Origin of the sequence: Pseudomonas sp. B21128 (assembly GCF_044218865.1) — a bacterium.
GTDB classification, from domain to species: Bacteria; Pseudomonadota; Gammaproteobacteria; order Pseudomonadales; family Pseudomonadaceae; genus Aquipseudomonas; species Aquipseudomonas iridis.
This window is the reverse complement of the sequence record NZ_CP162590.1, coordinates 1,123,525-1,149,020: the sequence shown is the minus strand read 5'-3', so window position 1 is coordinate 1,149,020 and position 25,496 is coordinate 1,123,525. Positions and strand designations below refer to the sequence as shown.

Genomic DNA, 25,496 nt, shown 5'->3' with positions numbered 1-25,496 from the left:
ATGGAAACCCGAGCGCATCATGTGTTGATTGGCCTGTGCACCGTGCTGGTGGTGGCCGGCGCCCTGCTCTTCGGCCTGTTCCTGGCCAAATCCAGCGTCGACACCGAGTTCAAGGATTACGAGGTGGTGTTCAACGAGGCGGTCAGTGGCCTTTCCAAGGGCAGTTCGGTGCAGTACAGCGGGATCAAGGTCGGCGACGTGGTCAGCCTGCGCCTCGATCCGCAGGACCCACGGCGGGTGCTGGCGCGGATTCGTCTCGGCGGCGATACGCCGGTCAAGGAAGACACCCAGGCCAAACTGGCACTGACCGGGATCACTGGCACCTCGATCATTCAGCTCAGCGGCGGCACGCCGCACAGCCCGACCCTCAAGGGGCATGACGGCAAGCTCCCGGTGATCATCGCGTCGCCCTCGCCTATCTCGCGGCTGCTCAATGACAGCAACGACTTGATGAGCGGCATCAGTGCCCTGCTGCACAACGCTAATCAGATGTTCTCCGAGGATAATGTCGAACGCGTCAGCAAGACACTCGCCCATCTCGAACAGACCACCGGCACCATCAACGATCAGCGCGGCGACATTCGCCAGGCCATGCAGCAATTGGCGAGCGTCGGCAAACAGGCCGGCAGCATGCTCGAACAGACCTCGGCGTTGATGCGTAACGCCAACGGCCTGCTCAACGATCAGGGCAAACAGGCGCTGGGCAGCGCCGAGCAGGCGATGAAGTCGCTGGAAGACAGCAGCGTCACCATCAATGCGTTGCTGAACAAGAACCAGAATTCCCTCGACAGCGGCATGCAGGGCCTCAACGGCCTGGCGCCGGCGATCCGCGAACTGCGCGAAACCCTGACTTCGCTGCGGGCCATTTCCCAACGTCTGGAGGCCAACCCCAGCGGTTACCTGCTGGGCAGTGACAAGAACAAGGAGTTCACGCCATGAAGCTGACCCGCCTCGCCCTCCTCGCCACTGGCCTTACGCTGATCAGCGCGTGCACGATCTTCCCCGAATCCGAGCCGCTGGACGTCTACCGCTTGCCGGCAGCGCAGGCGCTCGCCTCGCGCGGTTCGCCGGCGACACAGCCGTGGTCGCTGCGCTTGAACAAGTTGCAGGCCAGCGAAGCGCTGAACCGGCCCACCATCGCGGTGATCCCGCAGGGTGACGTGATCAGCAGCTACAAGGCTTCGCGCTGGAGCGATCCGGCGCCGGTGTTGCTGCGCAATCGGCTGCTCGACGGTTTTCAGCGCGATGGCCGGGTGACCTTGCTGAGCACCGATGACAGCAACTTTCAGGCGGATCTGGAGCTGGGCGGGAATTTGCAGGCGTTTCAGACCGAGTATCAGGACACCCAGGCCAGCGTCGTCGTGCGCCTCGATGCGTTACTGGTGCGCGGCTATGACCAGCGAATCCTGGCCAGTCGCCGGTTTGAAGAACGTCAGCCGCTCAATGACGTGAAGGTGCCGGCGGTGGTGGCGGGGTTTGGTCAGGCGAGTGATCGTCTTACCGCCAAAGTCGTGGATTGGGCCGTAGACCAAGGCCAGAAACTGGCGCCCGAATCGCAACGATAGCTCATCGCCAATCCCTGTCGGAGCGGGCATGCCCGCGATGGCGGTGTAACAGCCACTGGTTAATCTGGATGTGCTGACCTCATCGCGGGCAAGCCCACTCCCACAGGGTTTTGTGCTTAGCCGAAGAACCAGTAGCACACGGTGATGGCGCCGATCACGCCGGCCAGTTCCGCCAACAGCGCGCAACCCACGGCATGCCTTGCGCGCTGAATCCCCACTGCACCGAAATACACCGCCAGCACATAGAACGTCGTCTCGGTACTGCCCTGCACCGTCGCCGCGACGAGCGCCGGGAAGCTGTCCACGCCCGAGGTCTGCATTGTTTCGATCAGCATCGCGCGCGCAGCGCTGCCAGAGAACGGTTTGACCATCGCTGTGGGCAGCGCATCAACGAAGCGCGTGTCCCAACCGGCCCATTCGACTAGATGGCGAATCCCGTCGAGACCAAAATCCAGCGCCCCGGATGCGCGCAATACGCCGACGGCGCAGAGCATCGCGACCAGATACGGCAGCAGGTTCTTGGCGACGTCGAAGCCTTCCTTCGCGCCTTCAACGAAGGCCTCGTAAACCTTCACTTTGCGTAAAGCGCCGATCACCAGAAACAGCATGATCAGCCCGAACAACGTGAGATTGCCGAGGATCGACGAAAGCCCCGCCAGCGCCGTGGCCGACATCGTCCCCAGCAGCGCCATGAACGCCCCGAGGATCAGCGCGCCGGGAATCAGATACGCCAGTACCACCGGGTCCCAGACCCGCAGACGCTGCATGAAGGCTACCGACAGGAAGCCGACGATGGTCGAGCAACTGGTCGCCAGCAGAATCGGCAGGAACACCAAGGTCGGATCCGGCGCGCCTTGCTGGGCGCGGTACATGAAGATCGTTACCGGCAGCAGGGTCAGGGAGGAAGCGTTGAGCACCAGGAAAAGGATCTGCGCGTTGCTGGCGATGGTCGCGCTGGGGTTGAGTTCCTGCAACGCCTTCATGGCTTTGAGGCCGATCGGCGTGGCAGCGTTGTCCAGACCGAGACCGTTGGCGGCGAAGTTCAGGGTGATCAGGCCGAGCGCCGGGTGGCCGGGCGGAACCTCAGGCATCAGGCGCAGAAACAACGGCCCCAATACTTTGGCCAGCCAGTCGACGATCCCGGCCTTTTCGGCAATGCGCAGGAAACCCAGCCACAGGGTGAGCGTGCCGAACAGCAGCACCATGACTTCGACCGAGAGCTTGGCCATGGCGAAAATGCTTTCCACCATCGCCGCAAAGATCCCGGCGTTACCGCCGACCAGCCACTGCACCAGCGCCGACACGGCTGCCACGATGAAGAAGCCAAGCCACAGGCCATTAAGCATCAGTCAAATCCCCCGGAAGATGCGGCGAATGATAACGGGGTCGCCAGAAACGACAAACCCCGGATTTCTCCGGGGTTTGTTTATAACGGCTGGCGGTGATCCCTGTGGGAGTGGGCTTGCCCGCGATGGGGGGGTGTCAGTCAACCAAGATGTTGAATGGGCTGGCCTCATCGCTGGCAAGCCAGCCCCCACGGGGTTTTGTGTCAATTCTTGGAGATTTCACCCGCCGGCAGTTTTTCCTTGCTGCGCCAGTGCGGCAGGGAGTTCCAGTAGCGCTCGCCTTTGGCGTCGTCGTACATGCCTTCCCAGCGCGAGATAACCAGCACGGCCAGCGCGTTGCCGATCACGTTCAGCGCGGTACGGGCCATGTCCATGATGCGGTCGACACCGGCGATGAACGCCAGGCCTTCGAGCGGAATACCCACGCTGCCCAAGGTCGCCAGCAGCACCACGAAGGACACGCCCGGTACACCGGCGATGCCTTTGGAGGTGACCATCAGGGTCAGCACCAACAACAGTTGCTGACTGATCGACAGGTCGATGCCATACAACTGGGCAATGAAGATCGCGGCGATGGACTGGTACAGGGTCGAACCGTCGAGGTTGAACGAGTAACCGGTCGGTACCACGAAACTGCAGATGGCTTTCGGCGCGCCGTAGGCTTCCATTTTCTCGATCACGCGCGGCAGCACGGTTTCCGAGGAGGCGGTGGAGTAGGCCAGTACCAGTTCATCCTTGAAGATGCGCATCAGCTTCAACACCGAGAAGCCAAACAGCTTGGCGATCAGGCCCAGCACCACAAAAGCGAAGAAGGCGATGGCGACGTAAACCAGGATCACCAGTTTTGCCAGCGGTATCAGGGAAGCGAAGCCGAAGTTGGCCACGGTCACCGCGATCAGTGCGAATACGCCGATCGGGGCGTAGTTCATGATCATGTGGGTGACTTTGAACATGCTTTCCGACACGCCCTGGAACATCTTCACCAGCGGCTCGCGCAGGTCCGACTGCAGGCTCGACAGACCGAGACCGAACAGCACGGAGAAGAAGATGATCGGCAGCATTTCGCCGCGGGCCATGGCCGCAAAGATGTTCGACGGGATCAGGTTGAGAATGGTCTCGATGAACGCGTGTTCATGCTGTACTTCGGCGGCAGTCGCCTGGTACTTGGAAATGTCCACCGTACCCAACGTGATCATGTCGATGCCGGTACCCGGGTGGAACAGGTTGGCCAGCACCAGACCGACGACGATGGCGATGGTGGTGACGATTTCGAAATAGATGATCGTCTTCAGGCCGATACGCCCGAGTTTCTTGGCGTCGCCCACGCCGGCGATGCCGACGATCAGGGACGAGATGACAATCGGGATCACGATCATCTTGATCAGACGGATAAAGATATCGCCTGCCGGTTGCAGGACGTTGCTGATCCACCAGGCCTTCTCGGCACTGAAGTGGTTGAGCAACGCGCCGATTGCAATCCCCAGAACCAGACCGATGAGGATCTGCCAGGCGAGGCTAATTTTTGCCTTCTTCATTATCTTTACCCTTACTTGCGTTTGACTCAGGCACATGCAGGAACTGGAACGCTTTTTAGCGGAAAAGTCTGTGCATCTGCCTCCGTATAAGGTGCCCCGAAGCGCGCATTGACGGCTCTTCGGCAAGCGAAAAAAGGCGCAACTATTCCGATGCAAGGTTGCGCCGTCTAATGCCGTAAACGCCTACCCTATGCCGAATCGGCATGAGCTTTTTTAAATGAAACTGGCGTCCCAACCGGTTCGATTGTGACATTTCGGCCGGCATAAGTGCCGTGAACCGGCCATCGCAGCATCAATTAATTATTTTTCGAGCGAGAAATGTCGACAGAATTTTTAGGAAAAAGCCTACTTCTGGAGACCAAAAGTCCGACTGTTTAAACGGTCTCTTTCTCGATATACGGTCGTCAGGAAACACCGCGTAATGTTTTTGCGCGCAGTGTGGACGATAAAAGAAGGGGCTGGACGCTCTCGATCAACGTTTTGCTTAAATGAAAGCTTGGCGCAAGCCCGTCGAACCCCTTTGGATTGACGAACTTGCGACAGCTTTTACCCTGACCCGGCCCTTGCGCAGGCACTCCCTGTACCCGTAGGTCACTCCGACTCTGTAGCAGTCAGAACGTCCCGGCCCCCTGGTCATGCGCCGACCTTCATCGGGTGGGCGCAATAGAGGGCAGCGCAGGCGCTGCCCTCATGTTCAAACTCAGTACCACTTAGGGTCTTTTTTCAATGTTTCCATCAACAGATCCTGCATGCCCTGATCAGGCTTGCCGAGGAACCTGTAAGTGGCATGTCGCGTCGGCGACTTGTCGGACGGCAGGCCTTCGGGCACATCAACCAGCATGCCGTAGGCATCGTCCTTGTCGAAGCTGAACGCAACGATCAAGCGGTGATTGAGGCACTTGTCTGCATTTTCGCAGAGCGGGCCAACAAGGTACTTGTCGCCATCTTCTTCCACAGCATTCATCTGCTGTTCGGAAGTGCCGGACAGGTTCATCACCCATTCCGGCAGGCGTTCTTCCTTCTTCACCACGCCTTGCCAGGTTTCCCTGTACTGCGAGTCTGAACTTAACAGTTCGTTGACCCGCGCCTGGCCGTCGTTGGCCGCCATCGCCATGGCACTACCGCCCAAAAGCAGGGCGGCTGCCAGTGTCTTTAAAGCGCTCATCGTCAACCTCGGCCGCGACGGCCCATGAAGAACGATACGACGAACATCACCAGGAACACGACGAAGAGAATCTTGGCGATACCCGTGGCGGTGCCCGCGATACCACCGAAGCCCAGTACCGCAGCGATGATGGCAATGATCAAGAATGTGATTGCCCAACTCAACATGGTGATTCTCCTTACTTCTCTATTTAGGGATGTTGCGTGTTCCGGCGCATCGCGCCCGAATCCGGTTAATTCAATTAGAAAACCCAGCGCTCTTCACGCGGCAGCTGATCCATTGGCTGCGCCTGGTCGACTTCCATCATGCGCATCGAGGCGCTCTCGACCGCCGTGCTGCTGACGGCACTGAAGTGCTTCTGCGTGCTGTGCTGGATCGAGATCAGCGGCTCAGGTTTCTGGCTGTTTTCCCAGCTCAGGTATTGCTGACACGCGATCAGGGTGATCAACAGGGCGAGCACGCCAAACAGACCTTGCTGGATATGCAGAGGCGAGATACGCATTTGGGCGGCACGTTGGCGAGTCATCCTGGGTTCCTCACGCTTATTCGGTTGGGGCAGTTCTGATCTGCCCGGGATAAACAAGATATTGCAGCCTGCATGCCAGTTTTTTATCTAAAAAATATCCAATAAAATCAATAGGTTATGCGATTGTGAAAAATACCATCGGACGCATCCTGCACGATGGAGCATCTGCGGTCGTGCGCAATGCACGATTTTTTCGTAGGAGAATTCATTCTTATGGAATTGAGAGTGGGGCGCAGATGTCAGAAAAGGACGCAGGTAAAGGCCTGCAAATCGGTGATTGTTTAAAAAATCAACAAAATCAGTGAATTAGCCGTAAAGACAGGAGAGGGCTACCCTCTTATAGCTGGCATCGTTCAGAATCAACCATGCAACTTGCCCGATTTTTCCGGGACTAACTCAAGACCAATCACTATGGAGCGTAGGAAAAATGGAATCTGCCACTGAGCAACAAGGCCGCATTCTGCTGGTAGATGATGAATCCGCCATCCTGCGAACTTTCCGCTATTGCCTCGAAGATGAAGGCTATACGGTGGCCACCGCTAACAGTGCGGCTCAGGCCGAGGCGCTGCTGCAACGTCAGGTGTTTGACTTGTGCTTCCTTGATTTACGTCTGGGCGAAGACAATGGCCTCGACGTACTGGCGCAGATGCGCATTCAGGCACCGTGGATGCGAGTGGTGATCGTCACCGCTCACTCGGCTGTCGACACGGCCGTGGACGCGATCCAGGCCGGCGCCGCCGACTATCTGGTCAAACCGTGCAGCCCGGACCAATTGCGGCTGGCGACTGCCAAGCAATTGGAAGTGCGCCAGCTCTCGGCGCGTCTTGAAGCGCTGGAAGGCGAAATCCGCAAGCCCAAGGACGGCCTCGATTCCCACAGCCCGGCGATGAAAGTCGTTCTGGAAACTGCGCGGCAAGTGGCGGGTACCGATGCCAACATTCTTATTCTTGGCGAGTCCGGCACCGGTAAAGGCGAGCTGGCCCGAGCGATTCACGGCTGGAGCAAACGCGAGAAGAAATCCTGCGTGACCATCAACTGCCCGTCGCTGACCGCCGAGCTGATGGAAAGCGAGTTGTTCGGTCACAGTCGCGGGGCGTTTACCGGCGCCAGCGAAAGTACCCTGGGTCGAGTCAACCAGGCAGACGGCGGCACGCTGTTTCTCGACGAGATCGGCGATTTTCCTTTGACGTTGCAACCCAAGTTGCTGCGTTTCATTCAGGACAAGGAATACGAGCGGGTAGGCGACCCGGTGACTCGCCGCGCCGATGTGCGGATTCTGGCGGCGACCAACCTTAACCTCGAAGACATGGTTCGCGATGGTCGCTTCCGTGAAGACTTGCTGTATCGCCTCAACGTCATCACCTTGCACCTGCCACCGTTGCGCGAGCGCGCCGAGGACATTCTGACGCTGGCCGATCGCTTCCTTGCGCGCTTCGTCAAAGAGTATGCACGTCCGGCGCGGGGTTTCAGTGACGAGGCCCGTGAGGCGCTGCTCGGCTACCGTTGGCCGGGCAACATTCGCGAGCTGCGCAACGTGGTCGAGCGGGCGAGCATCATCTGCCCGCAGGAACGGGTGGAGATCACTCACCTGGGCATGGCTGAGCAACCGGCCAACAATGCGCCACGCGTCGGTGCCGCGCTCAGCCTGGATGAGTTGGAGAAAGCCCACATCGGTGCAGTACTCGCCACCGCCGGTACGCTGGATCAAGCCGCGAAAACCTTGGGCATCGACGCCTCGACGCTGTATCGCAAGCGCAAGCAGTACAACCTGTGAGTGCCCGACGATGAAACTGGCGATGAAGTTGCGGACCCGGTTGTTCCTCAGCATATCCGCGCTCATCACCGTGGCCCTGCTTGGGCTGTTGCTCGGGCTGGTCAGCGTGATGCAGATGGCCGGCACTCAGGAAACATTGATCCGCAACAACTTTGTCACCCTCGACCTGGGGCTCAAACTGCGCCAGACCCTCGGCGATCAGCTGATCATGATGCTTGCCGAGACGCCTGACCCGGTGGCGTTCGAGGCGTCCAAGCAACATTATTTCCAGTTGCTTGACGAAGGCATTGCTCAAGAAGAGGAAGGCGATGGCCGGCAATACGGGTTCTCGCAGGCCAAATCCGATTATCTTAAGTTTCTCCAGGTGTTTGATCAGTCCCGTGACCCGGGTTCGGCCCTGAGTGGCAACGGTGACCTTCGTGAACGCTTCAACACTTTGCGCAATGGCTTGATCGCCGAGCATAAGCAGGCGCTCGACAACATTAATTCGGTGCAGCACGCGGCCCGCGACCGGGCGTTGCTGATTGCGAGCCTGCTCGGGTTGGTCGGGCTGGCGGTGTTGATCATCGGGTTCGTTACTGCCCACGGGATTTCCCGACGCTTTGGTGCGCCCATCGAGGCGCTGGCCAAAGCGGCCGATAACATTGGCCAGGGCAATTTCGAAGTGACGCTGCCGACCTCCTCGGCGATGGAAGTGAATTTGCTCTCACGCCGGTTCGGGCTGATGGCCGAAGCGCTGCGCGAGCACCAGGCCACCAACGTCGATGAGCTACTGGCCGGCCAGCAACGCTTGCAGGCGGTGCTCGACAGCATCGACGACGGCTTGTTGATGATCGACCGCCAAGGCCATCTCGAGCACCTCAACCCGGTCGCCCAGCGCCAATTGGGCTGGGACGACGACCGCCTCGGCCAAGGCTTGGGCAGCGCACTTGAGCGGCCTGAACTGGATGAGCAGCTGCAACTGGTGTTGCGCGGCGGTACCCTGGAGCGGGCGCCGGAAGACTTGAGTATCGAGGTCGATGGCGAGTCGCGCCTGCTGACCTATAGCCTGACCCCGGTCAGCCACACTCAAGGTCACATTCTTGGCGCGGTGATGGTGTTGCACGATGTCACCGAGCAAAGAGCCTTCGAGCGGGTGCGCAGCGAGTTCGTCCTGCGCGCGTCCCATGAACTGCGAACGCCGGTGACCGGCATGCACATGGCGTTCGGGCTGTTCCGCGAGCGGGCGAAGTTTGCCCCGGAGTCCCGCGAGGCCGACCTGCTCGACACCGTCAACGAAGAAATGCAGCGCCTGATGCAATTGATCAATGACTTGCTCAACTTCTCGCGTTACCAGAACGGCTTGCAGAAACTGACGCTCGCGCCGTGTTCCATCGAAGATTTGCTGGCGCAGGCGCAGTTACGCTTTGCCGATTTGGCGGTGGAAAAAGGCATCGATTTGACTGTGGAAATACAAGGGCCATTGCCACGCTTGCAGGCTGACCAGGCACAGCTTGAACGGGTGCTCGACAACCTGATCGATAACGCCTTGCGCCATACCGCCCGTGACGGCCAGATCCGATTGCAGGCACGTCGCCATGGCGAGCGGGTGATCATCAGCGTCGAGGATAATGGCGAAGGCATTGCTTACGGCCAGCAAGGGCGGATCTTCGAGCCGTTCGTTCAGGTCGGGCGCAAGAAGGGCGGAGCCGGGCTCGGCCTGGCGCTGTGCAAGGAGATTGTTCAGTTGCATGGGGGAAGGATGGGCGTTTATTCGCGGCCGGGGCAGGGCACGCAGTTTTATATGGCGTTGGCGGTTTAGGCTTCGTCATCCATCCGGCGCCCTGCCATTCGCCGTCCGCGGGTGATCAGTTCGATGAACTGCACTGCACTCAGGGCATGGGCGAACAGCCAGCCCTGACCAAACTTCACACCTTCGCTGCTGAGCAGTTCGGCTTGCGATTCCAGCTCGATCCCTTCGGCAATCACCTTAAGATCCAAGGCCTGCGCCATGTGAATGATGTGCGGAGCGACGCCGCTGCTGGCGGCGTCATGGCCGAGTGCGTCGATGAACGCCTTGTCGATTTTCAGGCAATCCACCGGCAGGGTTTGCAGGTAGGCAAGGCTGCAATAGCCGGTGCCGAAATCGTCGATCAGCACTTGATGGCCCAGATCGCGCAGCGCTTGCAGGTTATCCCGGGCGACCACGACATCAATCAAGCCGCGCTCGGTGACCTCGAAGGCAATCTGCTTGGCTGCCACTCTGTGCAGGGCCAGCAGCCGCGCCATGACCGGGCCGATGCGCGGCACCATCACGTCGCATGCGGCAAGGTTGACTGAGATATACAGCTGCGGATTGGCGCGCAACACTGGCCCCAATTGCTCCAGTAGGCGCTGAAGGACAAAGTCGGTCATCTGGCGAATCTGCCCGGTATTTTCCGCCAGCGGGATAAACAGGTCCGGGCTGGTCAATGTGCCGTCCGGACGGCGCCAACGCAGCAAGGCTTCAGCGCCGACGCAGTTGCGGCTGTCGAGGTCGAAGATCGGTTGATAGAGCACTTGCAGTTCGCCGCGGCGGATGGCGCCGTGCAGTTCGGCATCCAGTGACTGACGCTGGCGCACCAGCAAAAATATGCAGAACCCTACAACAGCGCCCAGCACCAGGCAGGCCGGGACTATCCACCACCAGATGGCGGGGATCTGCATGCCGGTGCGCGGCGTGATCAACACCAACTGATATTCCGGGTTATCGGTGGGCATGCGGTAGATCAATCGATTCTGGGTGACTTGCAGGGCGTCGCGGCTTTTTGGCGGCCAGGGTTCCGCTGGTGGCCATGTCTGCGCCGTGCCGAGCACCGGAATCGCGCGGGAGCCGTGGTCCAGCACCACCAGCAGGCTGCTGCCGGGTGAAAGGTCGACCATATCGGTCAAATGCCCGCGTGATGTAGCCACCCGAAAATTGCCGCGCCCCAGCATCAATGCTGCGCGGTTTTCGTCGGGTTCGGTCGTGGTGTTCAGCCAGTAGCTGTAGGTCGGGCCAATGATGTCCGGTGCGCGGAAAACCGACAGGCCTTCCTCGCGCGGACGGTTGGAACAGATTCGCGAGGCGTCCATATAAGCCGCTTCATAGACGAAGCGATAGTTGAAGGTGACTTGCCGCAGCGTGGCGATCATCTCGTCGTCGCAACTGCGCAACGGCTGGGCTTCGAGATCGTCGAGGCTTTCGCGTAGTTGTCCGAACAACTGCTCGAGCCGGGCGAGAAAGCGCTCGCCCTGAGCGTTCATCACCTGACTTTCACTTTGTTCGACCTGGCGCATCGCCACGAACATTGCGCCGCTGAACAACAGGCCTGCACTGAGGACGGCCGCGATCATCGCCAAAAACCCTGGGCGATAAAACCAGCTACGCAGCGTCGCTCGGGTAGCAGCCATCATGGAATATCCGAAGAATTACCAATGAGTTATAGCTGCTGATTGGAAGTTCGCCCTGACCGTCGGGCGGGCGTCAGTATTTTGTCTGATTTAGAACCAGCAGCAACGCCGCCGTTTGCGCGTCCGGGGTGCCGTCAAACCGCGAAGGGCGGAAGTGCATCTGGAACGCGGCGAGGACGTGGCGCGTCGCGACGTCCAGCTCGCCAGTCTGCGGCGTTTCATAGCCCAGATGGGCCAATTGCGCCTGAAACCAGCTGATGCTCGGCAGCTCGCCGCTGGTGAACAACGCTTGCTGGCGCGCTACGGCCTGTTCATTCGGCCACACGCCCAGACCTTCGGCGGCGAGACGCTTCCACGGGAACAGTGGCCCTGGATCAAGCTTGCGCAGGGGGGCGATGTCGCTATGACCGATGATGTGCTGCGGGCTGATGCCGTTGCGCTTGCTGATGTCTTTGAGCAGGACGATCAGCGCTTGAATCTGCGCTTCGCTGTAGGGATACCACAGGCGGCCGGTTGGGGTGTCTTTGAAGCCAGGGTTGACGATTTCGATACCGATGGAGCTGGAGTTGAGCCAGGTGCGGCCCTGCCATTGGCTCTCACCGGCGTGCCAGGCGCGCTGGTTTTCGTCCATCAGCTTGTAAACAGTGGCGCGCTGGTCGTCACCGATCAGGTAGTGACTGCTGACCTCACCGTGGGTCAGCAACTGCAGCGAACGCTCGAGGGAAGCCGAGGTGTAATGCACGACCACGAACTGGATACGGCTGTCGTAGTTGGCGGAAGGATGACGGGTGTCATAACGCGGGCCGCTGGCACAACCGGCCAGAACGAGTAGCGACGCGAGGAGGGCAAAAAATTTCATGGCAGAGGGCAATTACGCAAGACAGTAATGCAACAGTGTAACGTACTGCCTTGCGGCGGAACGGTCAGCGGGCGGATTTAAACAAAATGGAACAATTTCTCAGCCCAGCTCAACTCGATTGCGCCCGCCATTTTTTGCCCGGTACAGCGCCTGATCGGCTCTTTTAAGCACCAGATCGCTGTGTTCTCCTGGCTTGAATGATGTCAGTCCCATTGAGATCGTGATCGTCACCCGTTCACCCTTGAAATGGAACGGGCACGCTTCGATCGCTGCGCGCAGGGTTTCCAACAGTTTTGCACCGACCGCTGGCGGGGTGGCCGGCATCAGCAGAACGAACTCTTCGCCGCCGAAACGTGCGATGAAATCGGAACCGCGCAGGCGTTTGCGCAACACCGTGGCTATGATCTTCAGGACTTTGTCACCAGCCAAATGGCCGTAGTTGTCGTTGATTCGCTTGAAGTGATCAAGGTCGAGCATTGCCAAGCTCAGCGTGTTGCCGTGCTGCTGCCATTGCTTGATTTCATGCTCGAGACGTTCGCTCCAGGCCGCGCGGTTGGGCAGGCTGGTGAGCGGATCGATAAGGGCTTTCTGGCGTTGCTCTTCAAGGTGCTCGCGGAAGCCCTGGGCTTCTTGCTCCATGTGCGCCACGCGCTCGGAGAGACCTTTGAGGCGCGTCGCGACTTCCTGCTCCCGGGCATCGCGCTGCTTCTGGTGTTGATCCATGGTGCCAAGCAAGCCTTCGAGATGATTTTCCAACACCTGCTTGAGGTCATCCAGATCGGCAGCCTCCTGGACACTGGTCTGCAAGCCGTCGACTTGCTCGCGGATCTGCGTGTCCATTGCTCGCGCCGCCGAACTGTTGTCGGCATGACCGTCGCTGGCGGCTTGCAAATTGCTCTGAAACGCTTCGAGGCGTTCGTTGAGTTGCTGCAGATACGCTTCGAATTCGTGCTGACCGCTGTCGGTAATCGCCAGCATCAACGTGGCCAGATCGTCGAGGATCGGGATCAGTTCGTACCAATTCAAGCCATGCTTGAGCCGCTCGCGCATGGCTTCGGCTTGTGGGCGATGTCGCTCGGGCAGGGTCAGGTCGTCGAGCAGGCCGATCAGCGTGTCTTCGATGTGTTTGGCCACGGAGCTGTAAGACGGCTCCGGGGAATCCGGCAGGGCAAAGAGGATGTCGTGCTCGGAATGCTCCGGATCGATCGCCGCCAGTGCTTGAGCGATGGGTGGGGGCAGGGGCAGGGTGTCGAGGAACAGCGGCTCTGGATCGCCGGGGTGGATCAATTCGTCGGGGTTGAAGGCGGCAGGTGAAACAACTGGCGTCGGAGCAGGTGATGGCGCGGTTTCGGGTTGTGGCTCGGATTCGACTGCGTCTGCTTCTGCTTCAGGTGCAGCTTTGATCACTTCGCGGGTCACCGTTGGCGGCACGAAGGACGTTATTTGCGATTCCCCCTGAGGCGCGAGCGCAGGTGTTTCGGATATCGCGGTTGGCGCGGCGTCCTGGGTAACGACAGCCATCACCGGTGGTTCAGTGACTGCGACAGGCTCTGGGGCGGATTCGTCTGCAGGTGCAGGTGCAACTGCCGGTGGTGCCGTCGGCGCAACTGGAGCTTGCGCCGTAGGTTCCGGCGCCTCCTCGCTGTCTCGGCTGCCGAAAAGCCTTTGCAGCAACCCCGGCCGGCCAGGTTCGGCGGGTGTCTCCACCTGACTCAACGCCTTGCCCTGCAGGCCGCTGAGCTCACCCAGCAGCAGCGGCAGTTCCCGGGCCTGACCGACACGGCCATCCAGTTGTTTGGCAAATTTCTTCAGGGGTTGGGCGACTTCCCGTGGCAGCGGCAATGCTTGCAGCTGAGTCACCAGCGCGTTCAGTGCAGTGCTGACCTGATCAATCCGGGTTTCGCGACGCTGCTCGGAATCAAGCACGGCTTTTTCCAGGCGCGGCAATAGGGCGGCGAGGCCGGCGTCCATGTCGTCGGAGCGCACCACGTCGCGCATTTCTTTCATGCATTGATCAACGACGCGGTCGGTGCCCTCAGCGGCCAGCGTGCTGCGCACCAGGCCTCGACGCAGGAGGTCGAGCCTGGCAGCCCAACGGCGTTCGAGTTTGTCCTGTTGTTCGATGCTTTTGAGGTATTTCTCTTTCCAGCGCTGGGCTTCGTCGCTCATTCAGGGGTTCCGCGAGGGGCAGGACTCAACGCGGGCAATGCATCGGCCGTGAGCGAACCCGGCAGACGAATCTCTACCGCGACCGGCAGGTGATCGGAAATCGGTTGTGCCAGCACTTCGACCTTTTCCAGGGTCAGGGTCGGGCTGAGCAAAATATGATCAAGGCAGCGCTGAGGACGCCAGCTGGGGAATGTCGCTTCCACCTGCGGGGCCAGCAGGCCAAGATCGCGTAACGGCGACTGTTGTAGCAGATCGCTGGCATGGGTGTTCATGTCGCCCATCAATATCTGATGTTTGTAGCCACCGATCAAATCCCGAATGTAGGCCAGTTGCAGGCTGCGCGTGCGCGCGCCAAGGGCCAAATGCATCATCACCACCACCAGCGCTTCCGGGCCTTCGCCGAAGCGCAGCAGGATCGCGCCGCGGCCTTTTGGGCCGGGCAGCGGATGATCCTCGATCGCCCACGGCTTGAGACGACTGAGCACGCCATTGCTGTGCTGGGCCAGTCGACCGAGGTTGCGATTGAGTTGTTGATACCAATAGGGGAAGGCGCCGAGATGGGCCAGGTGTTCGACTTGATTGACGTAGCCTGAGCGCAGGCTGCCGCCATCGGCCTCCTGCAACGCGACCAGGTCGAAGTCGCCGAGCAGGTCGCCGATCTTCTGCAGATTGCCTGAGCGCCCGGTGTGCGGCAGCAGGTGCTGCCAGCTGCGGGTCAGGTAGTGCCGATAACGCTCGGTGCTGATACCGACCTGGATATTGAAACTGAGCAAGCGCAGACGATGATCCGCTGGCAGGCCCGTGGACGCCAGGTGATGCTCGTTGACTTGCGGATCATGCAAGCCAACGATGCGTTCGGTCTTCCAGCGGCGCATGACGGTTGCCGCGCTTAGTTGGCAGCAGCCTTGTTGGTGGCTCGCTCTTTGGCAACCAGTTGGTCAGCCAGTTTCAGCGCTTGCTCGGCACCACCGGCGGAGCCGATGTCGAAGCGGTATTTGCCGTTGACGATCATGGTTGGCACACCGGTGATTTCATACTTTTTGGCCAGTTCGCGAGCCTTTACGATCTGACCCTTGATGGCGAAAGAGTCGAAAGTGGCGAGGAACTTGTCCTTGTCCACGCCTTGAGTGGCGAGGAAGTCAGCCATGTCGTTCTTGTCGATCAGCTTCTTGTGCTGCTTCTGGATCGCTTCAAACACGGCGCTGTGAACCTTGTGTTCGACACCCATTGCTTCCAGCGTCAGGAACATCTGGCCGTGAGCGTCCCATGGGCCGCCGAACATGGCTGGAATACGCACGAAGTTGACGTCGGCTGGCAGTTTTTCAACCCACGGATTGATCACTGGCTCAAAGGAGTAGCAGTGCGGGCAGCCGTACCAGAACAGCTCTACCACTTCGATCTTGCCAGGCACTGCAACCGGCACCGGATTGCTCAGCTCTACATAAGGGGCGGCAGGGGCTTCAGCGGCCTGGGCAGTCACGCCGAACAGGCTGGCAGCGACGAGGGCGGCGCTGATGATCAGATTACGCATGCTTTACTCCTGGACAAATTGGGTCGCCTCGCGCGACCTGTTTTCAGACAGGCCTTGGCGGGCATCAGTTCTGTAGTGTAACGGCAGCAGCCACAAAAAAGGGCGGCCAAAGCCACCCTTTTTATACTTGCTGCGACGGATTAATCGAGCGTTAACGTTGCGCGAGATGTCCGTTGCCGTCAGGGCTCTTAATGCAGGCCCTGAATGTAGCTGGAGACCGCGGCGATGTCTTCATCACTCAGGCGCTTGGCAATGGTCTGCATGGTCATCGTGTCACCATCGTTGGTACGGCCGCCTTCTTCCTTGCGGAAATCGGTGAGCTGTTTGGCGATGTACGAAGCGTGTTGGCCACCCAGGTGCGGGAAGCCGGCAGCGGCGTTGCCGCTGCCATTGGGCGAGTGGCAGCCGGTGCAGGCTGGCAGGCCTTTGGTCAGGTTGCCACCACGGAACAGGGCTTCACCGCGCTCCACAAGCTTGGGATCGGCGGCGCCGACACTGCCTTTCTGGCTAGCGAAGTAGGCAGCCATGTCGGCCAGATCCTGATCGCTGAGGTTGGTCAGCAGACCGGTCATTTCCAGGACTACGCGCTTGCCCGACTTGATGTCGTGTAGCTGCTTGGTCAGGTAGCGTTCACCTTGACCGGCCAGTTTTGGAAAATTTGGCGCCATGCTGTTCCCGTCCGGGCCATGGCAGGCTCCGCATACAGCGACTTTCGCCTGACCTGCTGCGGCATCACCTGCAGCATGGGCGAAGCCCGTTATTCCCACGGTCAACAGCAGACTCACGATCAATTTGTTCATCAGCTAATCCAACTACGGCTAAGGGTTAAGAGTTATGGACCGGGCTTACTCGCTCATCCAAAGGATGATGGCTTGGTAATCCTCGGCACTGCAGTCCATGCACAAACCACGCGGCGGCATCGCCTTGAAACCCTGGGTCACGTGTTGCACCAGCGTCTCCATACCTTTCGCCAACCTCGGCGTCCAAGCTGCCTGATCGCCTCTTTCGGGCGCCATGGGTAGCTGGCCGGAATGACAGGCACTACAAACACGGTTGTACACGGCTTCCGGATCCTGTGTAGCCTGTGCGCTGTAAAGCGGCATCAAGACTCCGGCAGCCAGCAGCCATTTAAACGACCTTTTCAGGGTTGAGAGCGTTTTGCGTTCTAATGCGCAATCAAGGTCTGTCGCTCTCGTTAACTTCGTCCTTCGCTGGGACAAAGCACACACAAAATCTGCGGCATTATATACTGGCGTCACTGAAACGGAAGCGACACCGCGTTCCGCGCCCATTCCCGGCGCCGCCCACATCGGAAATCCCATGCAGCTCAAAAATCCCATCCTCGGCCTGTGCCAACAGTCCACGTTCATGCTCAGTGCCGCCAAAGTCGATCAGTGCCCCGACGACGAAGGCTTTGAAGTGGCATTTGCCGGGCGTTCCAACGCCGGCAAATCCAGCGCCCTGAACACCCTGACTCACGCCAGCCTGGCGCGCACCTCGAAAACTCCGGGTCGCACACAGCTGTTGAACTTCTTCAAGCTAGACGAAGATCGTCGTCTGGTCGACCTGCCGGGGTACGGTTATGCAAAAGTACCGATCCCGCTGAAGATGCACTGGCAGCGTCACCTTGAGGCTTACCTGGGTGGCCGCGAGAGTTTGAAGGGTCTGATTCTGATGATGGATATCCGTCATCCAATGACCGACTTCGACCTGCTGATGCTCGATTGGGCCGTTGCGGCCGGCATGCCGATGCACATTCTGCTGACCAAAGCGGACAAGCTGACCTACGGCGCAGCGAAGAACACACTGCTCAAGGTTCAGGCGGAAATTCGTAAGGGGTGGGGTGATCTGGTGACTATCCAGCTGTTCTCGGCGCCAAAACGCATGGGCCTGGAAGAGGCCTACACCGTGTTGGCGGACTGGATGGAATTGGCCGACAAGGGCGCCGAAACGGCGTCTGAGTAAAAGAATTTCAAAATTGTCTGTGGTGTCTTCCGTACCACCACAGCCGATTTTTGGACAAAAAAAGCCCCGGATTTCAGTGGGGAGGGAGAAATTCCGGGGTTTAAGTTCCGAACCGCTAGGGCGGGGTTCAGATATCTGCCAACACTTAACACAACATAGGAGCATTGAAGGGCTTCACCAGCCATTCAGTAACTCTGAGTAGTGAGCTGCAAGATTAGTTCAGATTTTTTTCAAAAAGCTTTGGAATAAGCACAAGCGCAATTTGGCCTAAGCAACTTTCAGCGGGCTTGCCGCGGCGCGAAGCCGCGGCAAAACCAGCTTAAATCGCTTAGTGCGCCTCATCCCAGTTATTGCCCACACCCACTTCGACCAGCAGCGGCACATCCAGCTTCGCCGCTTCGCTCATGTGCTGACGAATTTCGGCGCTGACCTGATCAACCAGATCCTCGCGAACCTCCAGCACCAGTTCATCGTGCACTTGCAGGATGACTCGCGCGTCCAGCCCGGATGTCGTCAGCCAGTTATCCACTGCCACCATGGCTTTCTTGATGATGTCGGCTGCCGTGCCTTGCATCGGCGCGTTGATTGCCGTGCGCTCGGCGGCAGCGCGCTCCTGCGGCTTGTTGGAGTTGATTTCCGGCAAGTACAGGCGACGGCCGAAGAACGTTTCGACATAACCCTGATCCGCAGCCTGTGCGCGGGTGCGATCCATGTATTCGCGAACGCCCGGATAACGCGCGAAATAGGTGTCGATGTAAGCCTTGGCGGTCTTGGTGTCGACGCCAATGTCCTTGCCGAGTTTCTGTGCGCCCATGCCGTAGATCAGACCGAAGTTGATCGCCTTGGCGCCACGGCGCTGGTCGGAAGTCACTTCGCTGAGCTCGACCTTGAACACTTCGGCAGCGGTGGCGGTGTGCACATCCAGATTGTTGCGGAAGGCGTTCATCAAGCCTTCGTCCTTGGACAGGTGGGCCATGATCCGCAGTTCGATCTGCGAATAGTCCGCCGCCAGCAGTTTGTAGCCTTTTGGCGCAACGAAGGCCTGACGGATGCGTCGGCCTTCAGCGGTACGCACCGGGATGTTCTGCAGGTTCGGATCGCTGGAGGACAGACGCCCGGTCGATGCCACGGCCTGATGGTACGAAGTGTGGATGCGCCCGGTGCGCGGGTTGATCTGCTCCGGCAGGCGATCGGTGTAGGTGCTTTTCAGCTTGCTCATGGAGCGATGCGCCATCAGCACTTTCGGCAAGCGGTGATCGTCTTCGGCCAGTTTCGCCAAGACTTCTTCGGCGGTGGACGGCTGGCCCTTGGCGGTTTTCTTCAAAACCGGCAGGCCGAGTTTTTCGTAGAGAATCACGCCGAGCTGCTTGGGCGAGCCCAGGTTGAACTCTTCCCCGGCGATTTCGAACGCTTCGCGCTCCAGCGCGACCATCTTGTTGCCCAGCTCAATGCTCTGGATACCGAGCAGCTCGGCGTCGACGAATGCGCCCTGGCGTTCGATGCGCGCCAGCACCGGTACCAGTGGAATCTCGATGTCGGTCAGCACGCTGGCCAGGCTTGGAATGGCGCTGAGTTTTTCAAACAGCGTCTGGTGCAAACGCAAGGTGATGTCGGCGTCTTCGGCGGCATATGGCCCGGCCTGCTCCAGCGCGATTTGATCGAAGGTCAGTTGCTTGGCGCCTTTGCCGGCGATGTCCTGGAAACTCACGGTGGTGTGGTCCAGGTACTTCTGCGCGAGGCTGTCCATGTCGTGGCGGGTGGCGGTGGAGTTGAGCACGTAGGACTCAAGCATCGTGTCGAAGGCGACGCCGCGCACGGTGATGCCTTCGTTCTGATCGCCGCCGATGGCGCAGTTGGCCAGAATGTTCATGTCGAACTTGGCGTGTTGGCCGACCTTGAGTTTGTTCGGGTCTTCCAGAATCGGCTTGAGCGCGCGCAGCACGGTGTCGCGATCCAGTTGCTCCGGCACGCCGATGTAGGAGTGGGTCAGCGGAATGTACGCCGCTTCGTTGGCCTGCACCGCGAACGACAGACCGACAAGCTGCGCCTGCTGCGCATCGATACCGGTGGTTTCAGTGTCGAAGGCGAACAGTTTGGCGTTCTTGAGTTTTTCCAGCCAGACGTCAAAACGCGCCTGATCGAGGATGGTTTCATAAGCCGCTTCAGCCGGAGCGGCCGGGGCCTCGGCCTCTAGCGCGCTGAACAGATCACCCGCCGGCTCAGGCGCCGCAGCGCTGCTCAGCTCCAGGCGTTTGGCGTCGCGATCGAGATCGTTGATCCAGCTCTTGAATTCCAGCAGCGTGTACAGCTCGTAGAGCTTGGCCGGATCTTCGGCGCGCATCTGCAAATCGTCGAGTTCGACGTCCAGCGGCACGTCGATCTTGATGGTCGCCAGTTGATAGGAGAGGAATGCCATCTCCTTGTGTTCTTCGAGCTTGGCCGGCAGGGTCTTGGCGCCGCGAATCGGCAAGGTCGGCACGATGTCGAGCTGCGCGTACAGTTCGGTCAGGCCACCGTTGACGCCGACCAGCAGGCCGGATGCGGTTTTCGGACCGATGCCGGGAACGCCCGGAATGTTGTCGGAAGAGTCGCCCATCAGCGCCAGATAATCGATGATCTGCTCCGGAGCGACGCCGAATTTCTCCTTCACGCCCTCCACGTCCATCGAGCTACCGGACATGGTGTTGACCAAGGTAATGTGGCCATCGACCAGTTGCGCCATGTCTTTGTCGCCGGTGGAGATGATCACCGGGCGATCCGCCGCTGCACTGCTACGGGCCAGCGTGCCAATTACATCGTCGGCCTCGACGCCTTCCACGCACAGCAACGGGAAGCCGAGAGCGATCACGCTCTGGTGCAGCGGCTCGATCTGTAGGCGCATGTCGTCGGGCATGCTCGGTCGGTTGGCCTTGTATTCGGCGTACATCTCATCGCGAAATGTGCCGCCCTTGGCGTCGAAAACCACGGCGAACGGACTGTCCGGGTACTGCTTGCGCAGACTTTTGAGCATGTTCAGCACGCCTTTGACCGCACCGGTCGGCAGACCTTTGGAGGTGGTCAAAGGAGGCAGTGCGTGGAAAGCGCGGTACAGGTAAGACGAACCGTCCACCAGGACGAGGGGGGCTTGGCTCATGAGCAGAATCAACCTTTTCGGCGGGCCCGGCGCTAGAATAGCGGGACCGTTGACGACAAAGGGACAAGGTTATCATGCGTACGTTAAATCGCTTGCTGCTGGTCGGGTTGATTGCTGCTTCACCATTGGCCGCGATGGCGGCGGATGATGCGCCGACGGGGGACCCCGAAGTTACCATTCGCACGGAAGGCGACAAGACCATTCAGGAGTATCGACAAAACGGTTTCCTGTATGCGATCAAAGTCACGCCGAAGGGCGCTCCGCCGTACTTCCTTGTGCGCGCAGACGGGACGGATGCGAACTTCATTCGCTCGGATCAGCCGGATATGCTGATTCCGTCGTGGAAGATTTTCGAATGGAAGTAGTCTCTTAATTTTAATCGGCGCCGCGTTGATCGCGGCGCCCGAACTGAGCAGTTTTTAACCATGTCTGTGTTCACCCCCCTGGCTCGGCCCGAGCTGGAAACCTTTCTCGCCCCTTACGGGCTTGGCCGTCTGCTTGATTTCCAGGGGATTGCCGCCGGCAGCGAAAACACCAATTTCTTCATCAGCCTGGAGCAGGGCGAATTCGTTCTGACCCTGGTCGAACGCGGCCCGGTGCAGGAGATGCCGTTCTTCATCGACCTGCTCGACGTGCTGCACGAAGCCGATCTGCCGGTGCCGTACGCATTGCGCACCATCGACGGCGTGGCGTTGCGTGAACTCAAAGGCAAACCTGCATTGCTGCAACCGCGCCTGGCCGGCAAGCACATCAAAGTCGCCAACGCCCAGCATTGCGCGCAGGTCGGCGGATTGCAGGCGCATCTGCACCTGGCGACCCAGGGCGAGCACATGATCAAGCGCAAGACCGATCGTGGCCTCGACTGGATGCTGGAGGAGGGCACCGCGTTGCTCTCGCACCTGAGCGATGCGCCGCGCGCGTTGCTGCAAAAGGCGCTGGATGAAATCACTGCGCGCAAAGACAAGATTCTCGCGCTGCCACGGGCGAATATTCACGCTGACCTGTTTCGCGACAACGCAATGTTCGAAGGCACGCATCTGACCGGGCTCATCGACTTCTACAACGCCTGCTCGGGCCCGATGCTCTATGACGTGGCGATTGCATTGAACGATTGGTGTTCGGACGATGATGGTCTGATCGATGGCCCGCGTGCCCGTGCTTTCCTCGGTGCCTACGCGGCGCTACGGCCGTTTACGGCGGCAGAGGCTGAGTTGTGGCCGACGATGCTGCGAGTGGCGTGTGTGCGGTTCTGGCTGTCGCGACTGATCGCGGCCGAACAGTTTGCCGGGCAGGACGTGTTGATTCACGACCCGCAGGAGTTTGAGCAGCGCCTGGCGCAGCGGCAGCTGGTTAGCATTCATCTGCCTTTTGCCCTTTAAAAGCTTCGCGAGCAGGCTCGCTCCCACAGGATTTCATTAATCCTTGTGGGAGCGAGCCTGCTCGCGAATGGGACAACACGAATGCCGGGGTTACAACGACTCCAGGCAACCCGCCAAATCATTGCCCAGCTTCTCCAGCACCTGCTCATACCCCTGAGCCGTCGCCGGGGTGTAACCGCCCAGTGCATCCAGCTCCGCCAGTTTCACCGGTAAACCAGCGACCAGCGTTTCCGCCAGACGCGGGCGCAATGGCGGCTCGCTGAACACGCAGGTCTTGCCCACTTCCTGCAAGCGCTTGCGCATCGCAGCGACGTGCTGGGCCCCCGGTTGCACCTCGGCCGCCACGCTGAACACGCCGGTATGCTTCAAGCCGTAAGCGTCTTCGAAGTAGTCGAACGCTTCGTGAAAGACGAAGTACGGTTTGCCTTCAACACTGGCAAGACGCTTCTTCAAACGCAGATCCAACGCATCAAGACGCTCATCGAAAGCCTTCGCGTTACTTTGATAGCGCTCGGCATTCGCCGGATCAGCTGCACTCAAATCAGCGGCCATTTTGCCGGCAATTACCCGCGCGTTCACCGGCGATAACCACAAATGCGCATCCAGCGTGCCCGGACGGTGATCGTGGTCATGATCGTCGGCTTCTTCGGCGTGGGAATGACTGTCTTCAGCGAAATGGCGCAGTTTCATTCCCGGCAGATCCTGCACCGCGATGCTCGGCAGCGTACGACCGTTCAGCACGCGAGGCAGGAAACCTTCCATGCTCGGGCCGATCCAGTAGAGCAGATCCACCGATTGCACCTTCCGTACGTCGGATGGACGCAGCGCATAGTTGTGCGGCGAGGCACCCGGCGGCAGCAATACTTCGGGAATCGCCACGCCGTCCTGCACGGCTGCGGCAATCAGCTGCAACGGTTTGATGCTGGTGAGCACTTTGACCTCGGCCTGAGCCAAACCGATCAGCAGGAAACTGGCGAAAAACGCCACAAAAACAGAAAAAAGTCGGGACACGATGACCACTCAAGGAGGCGAGAACGGGTAACATAATAACGTCTCTATCAAAACTCGTCGCCGCCCATGCCTATTACACCGATCGCCAGCCGTCCCCACGACCACTCTCATTGCGTGCACAGCGCTTTGTCCGAGGCCGATACTTTGTGCGCACAGAAGGGCTTGCGCCTGACTGCGTTGCGCCGCCGAGTGCTGGAGCTGGTGTGGCAAAGCCATAAACCGCTGGGTGCCTACGACATTCTGGCGGTGCTGAGCGAGCAGGACGGCCGCCGCGCCGCGCCGCCGACCGTGTACCGGGCGCTGGATTTTCTGCTGGAAAACGGCTTGGTGCATCGCATCTCCTCGCTCAACGCCTTTGTTGGTTGTGTGCACCCGGAACATGCGCATCAGGGCCAGTTCCTGATCTGCCGCGAATGCCACGCGGCCATCGAGCTTGAGCAAAAAGTGATCAGTGACGCAATTATCACCAGCGCCATGGACGTCGGTTTTATCGTCGAAGCGCAGACCGTCGAAGTGGTCGGCCTGTGCTCCGGTTGCCAGGGGGCTTGATGAGCAATGCGCTGATCCGTCTGGAGCAAGTCGCCGTCACGTTTGGCGGGCAAACCGTGCTGGACAACATCGAACTGAGCGTTGAGCCGGGGCAGATCGTCACTCTGATCGGCCCCAATGGCGCCGGCAAGACCACGCTGGTGCGCGCCGTGCTTGGATTGTTGAAACCCAACAGCGGCAGCGTCTGGCGCAAGCCAAAATTGCGTGTCGGCTACATGCCGCAAAAGCTCCACGTCGACCCGACCTTGCCACTCTCGGTGCTGCGTTTTCTGCGTTTGGTGCCGGGCGTTGATCGTCCACGCGCGCTGGCGGCATTGAAAGAAGTTGGCGCCGAGCACGTCATCGACAGCCCGGTGCAGAGCGTTTCCGGTGGTGAAATGCAGCGCGTACTGCTCGCCCGAGCCCTGCTGCGCGAACCGGAACTGCTGGTGCTCGATGAGCCAGTGCAAGGCGTTGATGTCGCCGGCCAGGCGGAGCTGTACAGCCTGATTACCCGGCTGCGCGATCGCCACGGCTGCGGCGTGCTGATGGTTTCCCACGATCTGCATCTGGTGATGAGCACCACCGACCAGGTGGTCTGCCTCAACCGTCATGTCTGCTGCTCCGGGCATCCCGAACAAGTCAGCGGCGATCCGGCGTTTGTCGAGCTGTTTGGCAAGAACGCGCCGAGCCTGGCGATCTATCACCACCACCACGACCACGCCCACGACCTGCACGGTTCAGTGGTCAAGGGCCCGGTTTCGGGCCAACCCCACGTTCATGGAGACAACTGCAAGCATGGCTGATTTTCTGTTGTATGCCCTGCTTGCAGGTCTGGCGCTGGCAATAGTCGCAGGGCCGCTTGGCTCGTTTGTGGTGTGGCGGCGCATGGCGTATTTCGGCGATACCTTGTCCCATGCCGCATTGCTCGGCGTGGCGTTGGGCTTTCTGCTGGATGTCAGCCCGACGGTTGCGGTCACGGTCGGCTGCCTGCTGCTGGCGGTGTTGCTGGTCACGTTGCAACAGCGTCAGCCGCTGGCATCCGACACGCTTTTGGGAATTCTCGCACCGAGCACGCTCTCTCTCGGGCTTGTCGTACTAAGCTTCATGCATGAAGTGCGGATCGACCTGATGGCCTATCTGTTCGGCGACCTGCTGGCGATCAGCCCGACTGACCTGGCATGGATCCTCGGCGGCAGCGCGGCGGTGCTGGTGTTACTGGTGACGCTGTGGCGGCCGCTGCTGGCGATCACTGTGCACGAGGAGCTGGCCAGGGTTGAAGGCCTGCCGGTCGCGGGTTTGCGCATGGCGCTGATGTTGTTGATCGCGGTGGTGATCGCGGTGGCGATGAAAATCGTCGGTGTGTTGCTGATCACTTCGCTGTTGATCATTCCGGCGGCTGCGGCACAGCGTCACGCTCGTTCACCGGAGCAGATGGCGCTGGGCGCGAGCCTGCTGGGCATGCTCGCCGTGTGTGGCGGGCTGGCGTTGTCATGGTTCAAGGACACCCCGGCGGGGCCGTCAATCGTTGTGACGGCGGCCGCACTGTTTCTGCTGAGTTTTGTTCTGCCTCGTCGTGGGGTGTAGACTTGGCCGCTT

General features: G+C 59.8%; 25 protein-coding genes. 11 read left to right on the top strand and 14 right to left on the bottom strand.

Annotated features, from left to right (window positions below; translation table 11 throughout):
• Positions 1-939, top strand: coding sequence for an MlaD family protein (locus AB4P91_RS04970; protein WP_150593293.1), 939 nt, complete (start codon positions 1-3; stop codon positions 937-939).
• Entirely contained in the window at positions 936-1,565 is a 630-nt protein-coding gene (locus tag AB4P91_RS04965) for an ABC-type transport auxiliary lipoprotein family protein (RefSeq protein WP_395604429.1), read from the top strand. Before AB4P91_RS04970 ends, AB4P91_RS04965 begins: the two co-directional genes overlap by 4 nt.
• A 116-nt stretch (positions 1,566-1,681) precedes the next feature.
• Here AB4P91_RS04965 and AB4P91_RS04960 read toward each other — a convergent pair whose 3' ends face one another.
• The 5 genes from AB4P91_RS04960 to AB4P91_RS04940 form a co-directional block, all read right to left on the bottom strand.
• A complete protein-coding gene (locus tag AB4P91_RS04960; RefSeq protein WP_150593291.1) occupies positions 1,682-2,911 on the bottom strand; it encodes a nucleoside recognition domain-containing protein in 1,230 nt (409 codons plus the stop codon).
• A 203-nt stretch (positions 2,912-3,114) separates the two neighbouring features.
• Positions 3,115-4,446, bottom strand: a complete 1,332-nt coding sequence (gltP, locus tag AB4P91_RS04955) for a glutamate/aspartate:proton symporter GltP (RefSeq protein ID WP_395604428.1) — start codon at positions 4,444-4,446, stop codon at positions 3,115-3,117.
• 700 nt (positions 4,447-5,146) lie between these two features.
• The gene (locus AB4P91_RS04950; protein WP_150593289.1) at positions 5,147-5,611 is read right to left on the bottom strand and encodes an inhibitor of vertebrate lysozyme family protein; all 465 of its coding nucleotides are present in this window, start codon (positions 5,609-5,611) and stop codon (positions 5,147-5,149) included.
• A 2-nt stretch (positions 5,612-5,613) separates the two neighbouring features.
• Positions 5,614-5,778: a DUF1328 domain-containing protein gene (locus tag AB4P91_RS04945; RefSeq protein ID WP_042556943.1), complete on the bottom strand. Its 165-nt coding sequence runs from the start codon at positions 5,776-5,778 to the stop codon at positions 5,614-5,616.
• Between the two features lie 74 nt (positions 5,779-5,852).
• A complete protein-coding gene (locus tag AB4P91_RS04940) occupies positions 5,853-6,137 on the bottom strand; it encodes a hypothetical protein (protein ID WP_395604427.1) in 285 nt (94 codons plus the stop codon).
• Positions 6,138-6,262: 125 nt separating this feature from the next.
• On the opposite strand from AB4P91_RS04940, the gene AB4P91_RS04935 reads away from it, so the two are divergent.
• From AB4P91_RS04935 to AB4P91_RS04925, 3 genes are all read left to right on the top strand, one after another.
• Complete coding sequence (locus tag AB4P91_RS04935) at positions 6,263-6,442, top strand: hypothetical protein (RefSeq protein WP_395604426.1); 180 nt, start codon at positions 6,263-6,265, stop codon at positions 6,440-6,442.
• Positions 6,443-6,564: 122 nt separating this feature from the next.
• Complete coding sequence (gene algB / locus AB4P91_RS04930) at positions 6,565-7,911, top strand: sigma-54-dependent response regulator transcription factor AlgB (RefSeq protein ID WP_042556945.1); 1,347 nt, start codon at positions 6,565-6,567, stop codon at positions 7,909-7,911.
• Positions 7,912-7,921: 10 nt separating this feature from the next.
• Positions 7,922-9,712, top strand: a complete 1,791-nt coding sequence (locus AB4P91_RS04925; RefSeq protein ID WP_395604425.1) for a KinB sensor domain-containing domain — start codon at positions 7,922-7,924, stop codon at positions 9,710-9,712.
• On the opposite strand, the gene AB4P91_RS04920 is transcribed toward AB4P91_RS04925, so the two are convergent.
• The 7 genes from AB4P91_RS04920 to AB4P91_RS04890 all read right to left on the bottom strand — a co-directional run bounded on the left by AB4P91_RS04920 (position 9,709) and on the right by AB4P91_RS04890 (position 16,984).
• Positions 9,709-11,322: an EAL domain-containing protein gene (locus AB4P91_RS04920; protein ID WP_395604424.1), complete on the bottom strand. Its 1,614-nt coding sequence runs from the start codon at positions 11,320-11,322 to the stop codon at positions 9,709-9,711. The genes AB4P91_RS04925 and AB4P91_RS04920 overlap by 4 nt on opposite strands.
• A gap of 73 nt (positions 11,323-11,395) precedes the next feature.
• Positions 11,396-12,181, bottom strand: coding sequence for an N-acetylmuramoyl-L-alanine amidase (locus tag AB4P91_RS04915; protein ID WP_395604423.1), 786 nt, complete (start codon positions 12,179-12,181; stop codon positions 11,396-11,398).
• A 99-nt stretch (positions 12,182-12,280) separates the two neighbouring features.
• The gene (locus AB4P91_RS04910) at positions 12,281-14,350 is read right to left on the bottom strand and encodes a diguanylate cyclase (RefSeq protein ID WP_395604422.1); all 2,070 of its coding nucleotides are present in this window, start codon (positions 14,348-14,350) and stop codon (positions 12,281-12,283) included.
• Positions 14,347-15,225 carry an endonuclease/exonuclease/phosphatase family protein gene (locus AB4P91_RS04905; protein WP_150593283.1) on the bottom strand — a complete coding sequence of 293 codons (879 nt, stop codon included), beginning with the start codon at positions 15,223-15,225 and terminating at the stop codon, positions 14,347-14,349. The genes AB4P91_RS04910 and AB4P91_RS04905 overlap by 4 nt, the downstream gene beginning before the upstream one ends.
• 14 nt (positions 15,226-15,239) lie before the next feature.
• On the bottom strand, positions 15,240-15,881 hold the full coding sequence (locus AB4P91_RS04900) for a thiol:disulfide interchange protein DsbA/DsbL (RefSeq protein WP_150593282.1): 642 nt from the start codon (positions 15,879-15,881) through the stop codon (positions 15,240-15,242).
• Positions 15,882-16,069: 188 nt separating this feature from the next.
• Positions 16,070-16,681: a cytochrome c gene (locus tag AB4P91_RS04895; RefSeq protein ID WP_150593281.1), complete on the bottom strand. Its 612-nt coding sequence runs from the start codon at positions 16,679-16,681 to the stop codon at positions 16,070-16,072.
• Positions 16,682-16,726: 45 nt separating this feature from the next.
• Entirely contained in the window at positions 16,727-16,984 is a 258-nt protein-coding gene (locus AB4P91_RS04890; protein WP_150593745.1) for a cytochrome c5 family protein, read from the bottom strand.
• 217 nt (positions 16,985-17,201) lie between these two features.
• Between AB4P91_RS04890 and yihA the strand changes: the two genes are divergently transcribed.
• Positions 17,202-17,846, top strand: a complete 645-nt coding sequence (gene yihA / locus AB4P91_RS04885; RefSeq protein ID WP_150595860.1) for a ribosome biogenesis GTP-binding protein YihA/YsxC — start codon at positions 17,202-17,204, stop codon at positions 17,844-17,846.
• 328 nt (positions 17,847-18,174) lie between these two features.
• Here the strand turns inward: yihA and polA are convergent, their stop codons facing one another.
• Complete coding sequence (gene polA / locus AB4P91_RS04880) at positions 18,175-20,979, bottom strand: DNA polymerase I (protein WP_395604421.1); 2,805 nt, start codon at positions 20,977-20,979, stop codon at positions 18,175-18,177.
• Positions 20,980-21,053: 74 nt separating this feature from the next.
• On the opposite strand from polA, the gene AB4P91_RS04875 reads away from it, so the two are divergent.
• Positions 21,054-21,344 (top strand): DUF2782 domain-containing protein, encoded by a 291-nt coding sequence (locus AB4P91_RS04875; protein WP_042556955.1) that lies wholly within the window; start codon positions 21,054-21,056, stop codon positions 21,342-21,344.
• Between the two features lie 60 nt (positions 21,345-21,404).
• Complete coding sequence (locus AB4P91_RS04870) at positions 21,405-22,358, top strand: homoserine kinase (RefSeq protein ID WP_150688224.1); 954 nt, start codon at positions 21,405-21,407, stop codon at positions 22,356-22,358.
• A gap of 90 nt (positions 22,359-22,448) precedes the next feature.
• Here AB4P91_RS04870 and AB4P91_RS04865 read toward each other — a convergent pair whose 3' ends face one another.
• Positions 22,449-23,369, bottom strand: a complete 921-nt coding sequence (locus AB4P91_RS04865) for a zinc ABC transporter substrate-binding protein (RefSeq protein WP_395604420.1) — start codon at positions 23,367-23,369, stop codon at positions 22,449-22,451.
• Between the two features lie 66 nt (positions 23,370-23,435).
• Between AB4P91_RS04865 and AB4P91_RS04860 the strand changes: the two genes are divergently transcribed.
• Genes AB4P91_RS04860 through znuB form a run of 3 tightly spaced genes read left to right on the top strand, consistent with a single transcriptional unit; the run spans position 23,436 to position 25,484 of the window.
• A complete protein-coding gene (locus tag AB4P91_RS04860; RefSeq protein ID WP_150593276.1) occupies positions 23,436-23,918 on the top strand; it encodes a Fur family transcriptional regulator in 483 nt (160 codons plus the stop codon).
• Entirely contained in the window at positions 23,918-24,703 is a 786-nt protein-coding gene (gene znuC / locus AB4P91_RS04855; RefSeq protein ID WP_042556959.1) for a zinc ABC transporter ATP-binding protein ZnuC, read from the top strand. Before AB4P91_RS04860 ends, znuC begins: the two co-directional genes overlap by 1 nt.
• Complete coding sequence (gene znuB, locus AB4P91_RS04850) at positions 24,696-25,484, top strand: zinc ABC transporter permease subunit ZnuB (protein ID WP_150595857.1); 789 nt, start codon at positions 24,696-24,698, stop codon at positions 25,482-25,484. The genes znuC and znuB overlap by 8 nt, the downstream gene beginning before the upstream one ends.
• The last annotated feature ends 12 nt before the right edge of the window (positions 25,485-25,496 follow it).

Excerpts from the sequence above, each read along its gene's own strand:
- znuC (WP_042556959.1), top strand. The coding sequence starts at position 23,918 with ATGAGCAATGCGCTGATCCGTCTGGAGCAAGTCGCCGTCACGTTTGGC.
- AB4P91_RS04860 (WP_150593276.1), top strand. The coding sequence starts at position 23,436 with ATGCCTATTACACCGATCGCCAGCCGTCCCCACGACCACTCTCATTGC.
- algB (WP_042556945.1), top strand. The coding sequence starts at position 6,565 with ATGGAATCTGCCACTGAGCAACAAGGCCGCATTCTGCTGGTAGATGAT.
- AB4P91_RS04870 (WP_150688224.1), top strand. The coding sequence starts at position 21,405 with ATGTCTGTGTTCACCCCCCTGGCTCGGCCCGAGCTGGAAACCTTTCTC.
- AB4P91_RS04905 (WP_150593283.1), bottom strand. The coding sequence starts at position 15,225 with ATGCGCCGCTGGAAGACCGAACGCATCGTTGGCTTGCATGATCCGCAA.
- znuB (WP_150595857.1), top strand. The coding sequence starts at position 24,696 with ATGGCTGATTTTCTGTTGTATGCCCTGCTTGCAGGTCTGGCGCTGGCA.
- AB4P91_RS04960 (WP_150593291.1), bottom strand. The coding sequence starts at position 2,911 with ATGCTTAATGGCCTGTGGCTTGGCTTCTTCATCGTGGCAGCCGTGTCG.
- AB4P91_RS04945 (WP_042556943.1), bottom strand. The coding sequence starts at position 5,778 with ATGTTGAGTTGGGCAATCACATTCTTGATCATTGCCATCATCGCTGCG.
- AB4P91_RS04920 (WP_395604424.1), bottom strand. The coding sequence starts at position 11,322 with ATGGCTGCTACCCGAGCGACGCTGCGTAGCTGGTTTTATCGCCCAGGG.
- AB4P91_RS04910 (WP_395604422.1), bottom strand. The coding sequence starts at position 14,350 with ATGAGCGACGAAGCCCAGCGCTGGAAAGAGAAATACCTCAAAAGCATC.
- gltP (WP_395604428.1), bottom strand. The coding sequence starts at position 4,446 with ATGAAGAAGGCAAAAATTAGCCTCGCCTGGCAGATCCTCATCGGTCTG.
- AB4P91_RS04965 (WP_395604429.1), top strand. The coding sequence starts at position 936 with ATGAAGCTGACCCGCCTCGCCCTCCTCGCCACTGGCCTTACGCTGATC.
- yihA (WP_150595860.1), top strand. The coding sequence starts at position 17,202 with ATGCAGCTCAAAAATCCCATCCTCGGCCTGTGCCAACAGTCCACGTTC.
- AB4P91_RS04950 (WP_150593289.1), bottom strand. The coding sequence starts at position 5,611 with ATGAGCGCTTTAAAGACACTGGCAGCCGCCCTGCTTTTGGGCGGTAGT.
- polA (WP_395604421.1), bottom strand. The coding sequence starts at position 20,979 with ATGAGCCAAGCCCCCCTCGTCCTGGTGGACGGTTCGTCTTACCTGTAC.
- AB4P91_RS04915 (WP_395604423.1), bottom strand. The coding sequence starts at position 12,181 with ATGAAATTTTTTGCCCTCCTCGCGTCGCTACTCGTTCTGGCCGGTTGT.
- AB4P91_RS04890 (WP_150593745.1), bottom strand. The coding sequence starts at position 16,984 with ATGCCGCTTTACAGCGCACAGGCTACACAGGATCCGGAAGCCGTGTAC.
- AB4P91_RS04900 (WP_150593282.1), bottom strand. The coding sequence starts at position 15,881 with ATGCGTAATCTGATCATCAGCGCCGCCCTCGTCGCTGCCAGCCTGTTC.
- AB4P91_RS04875 (WP_042556955.1), top strand. The coding sequence starts at position 21,054 with ATGCGTACGTTAAATCGCTTGCTGCTGGTCGGGTTGATTGCTGCTTCA.
- AB4P91_RS04940 (WP_395604427.1), bottom strand. The coding sequence starts at position 6,137 with ATGACTCGCCAACGTGCCGCCCAAATGCGTATCTCGCCTCTGCATATC.
- AB4P91_RS04970 (WP_150593293.1), top strand. The coding sequence starts at position 1 with ATGGAAACCCGAGCGCATCATGTGTTGATTGGCCTGTGCACCGTGCTG.
- AB4P91_RS04925 (WP_395604425.1), top strand. The coding sequence starts at position 7,922 with ATGAAACTGGCGATGAAGTTGCGGACCCGGTTGTTCCTCAGCATATCC.
- AB4P91_RS04895 (WP_150593281.1), bottom strand. The coding sequence starts at position 16,681 with ATGAACAAATTGATCGTGAGTCTGCTGTTGACCGTGGGAATAACGGGC.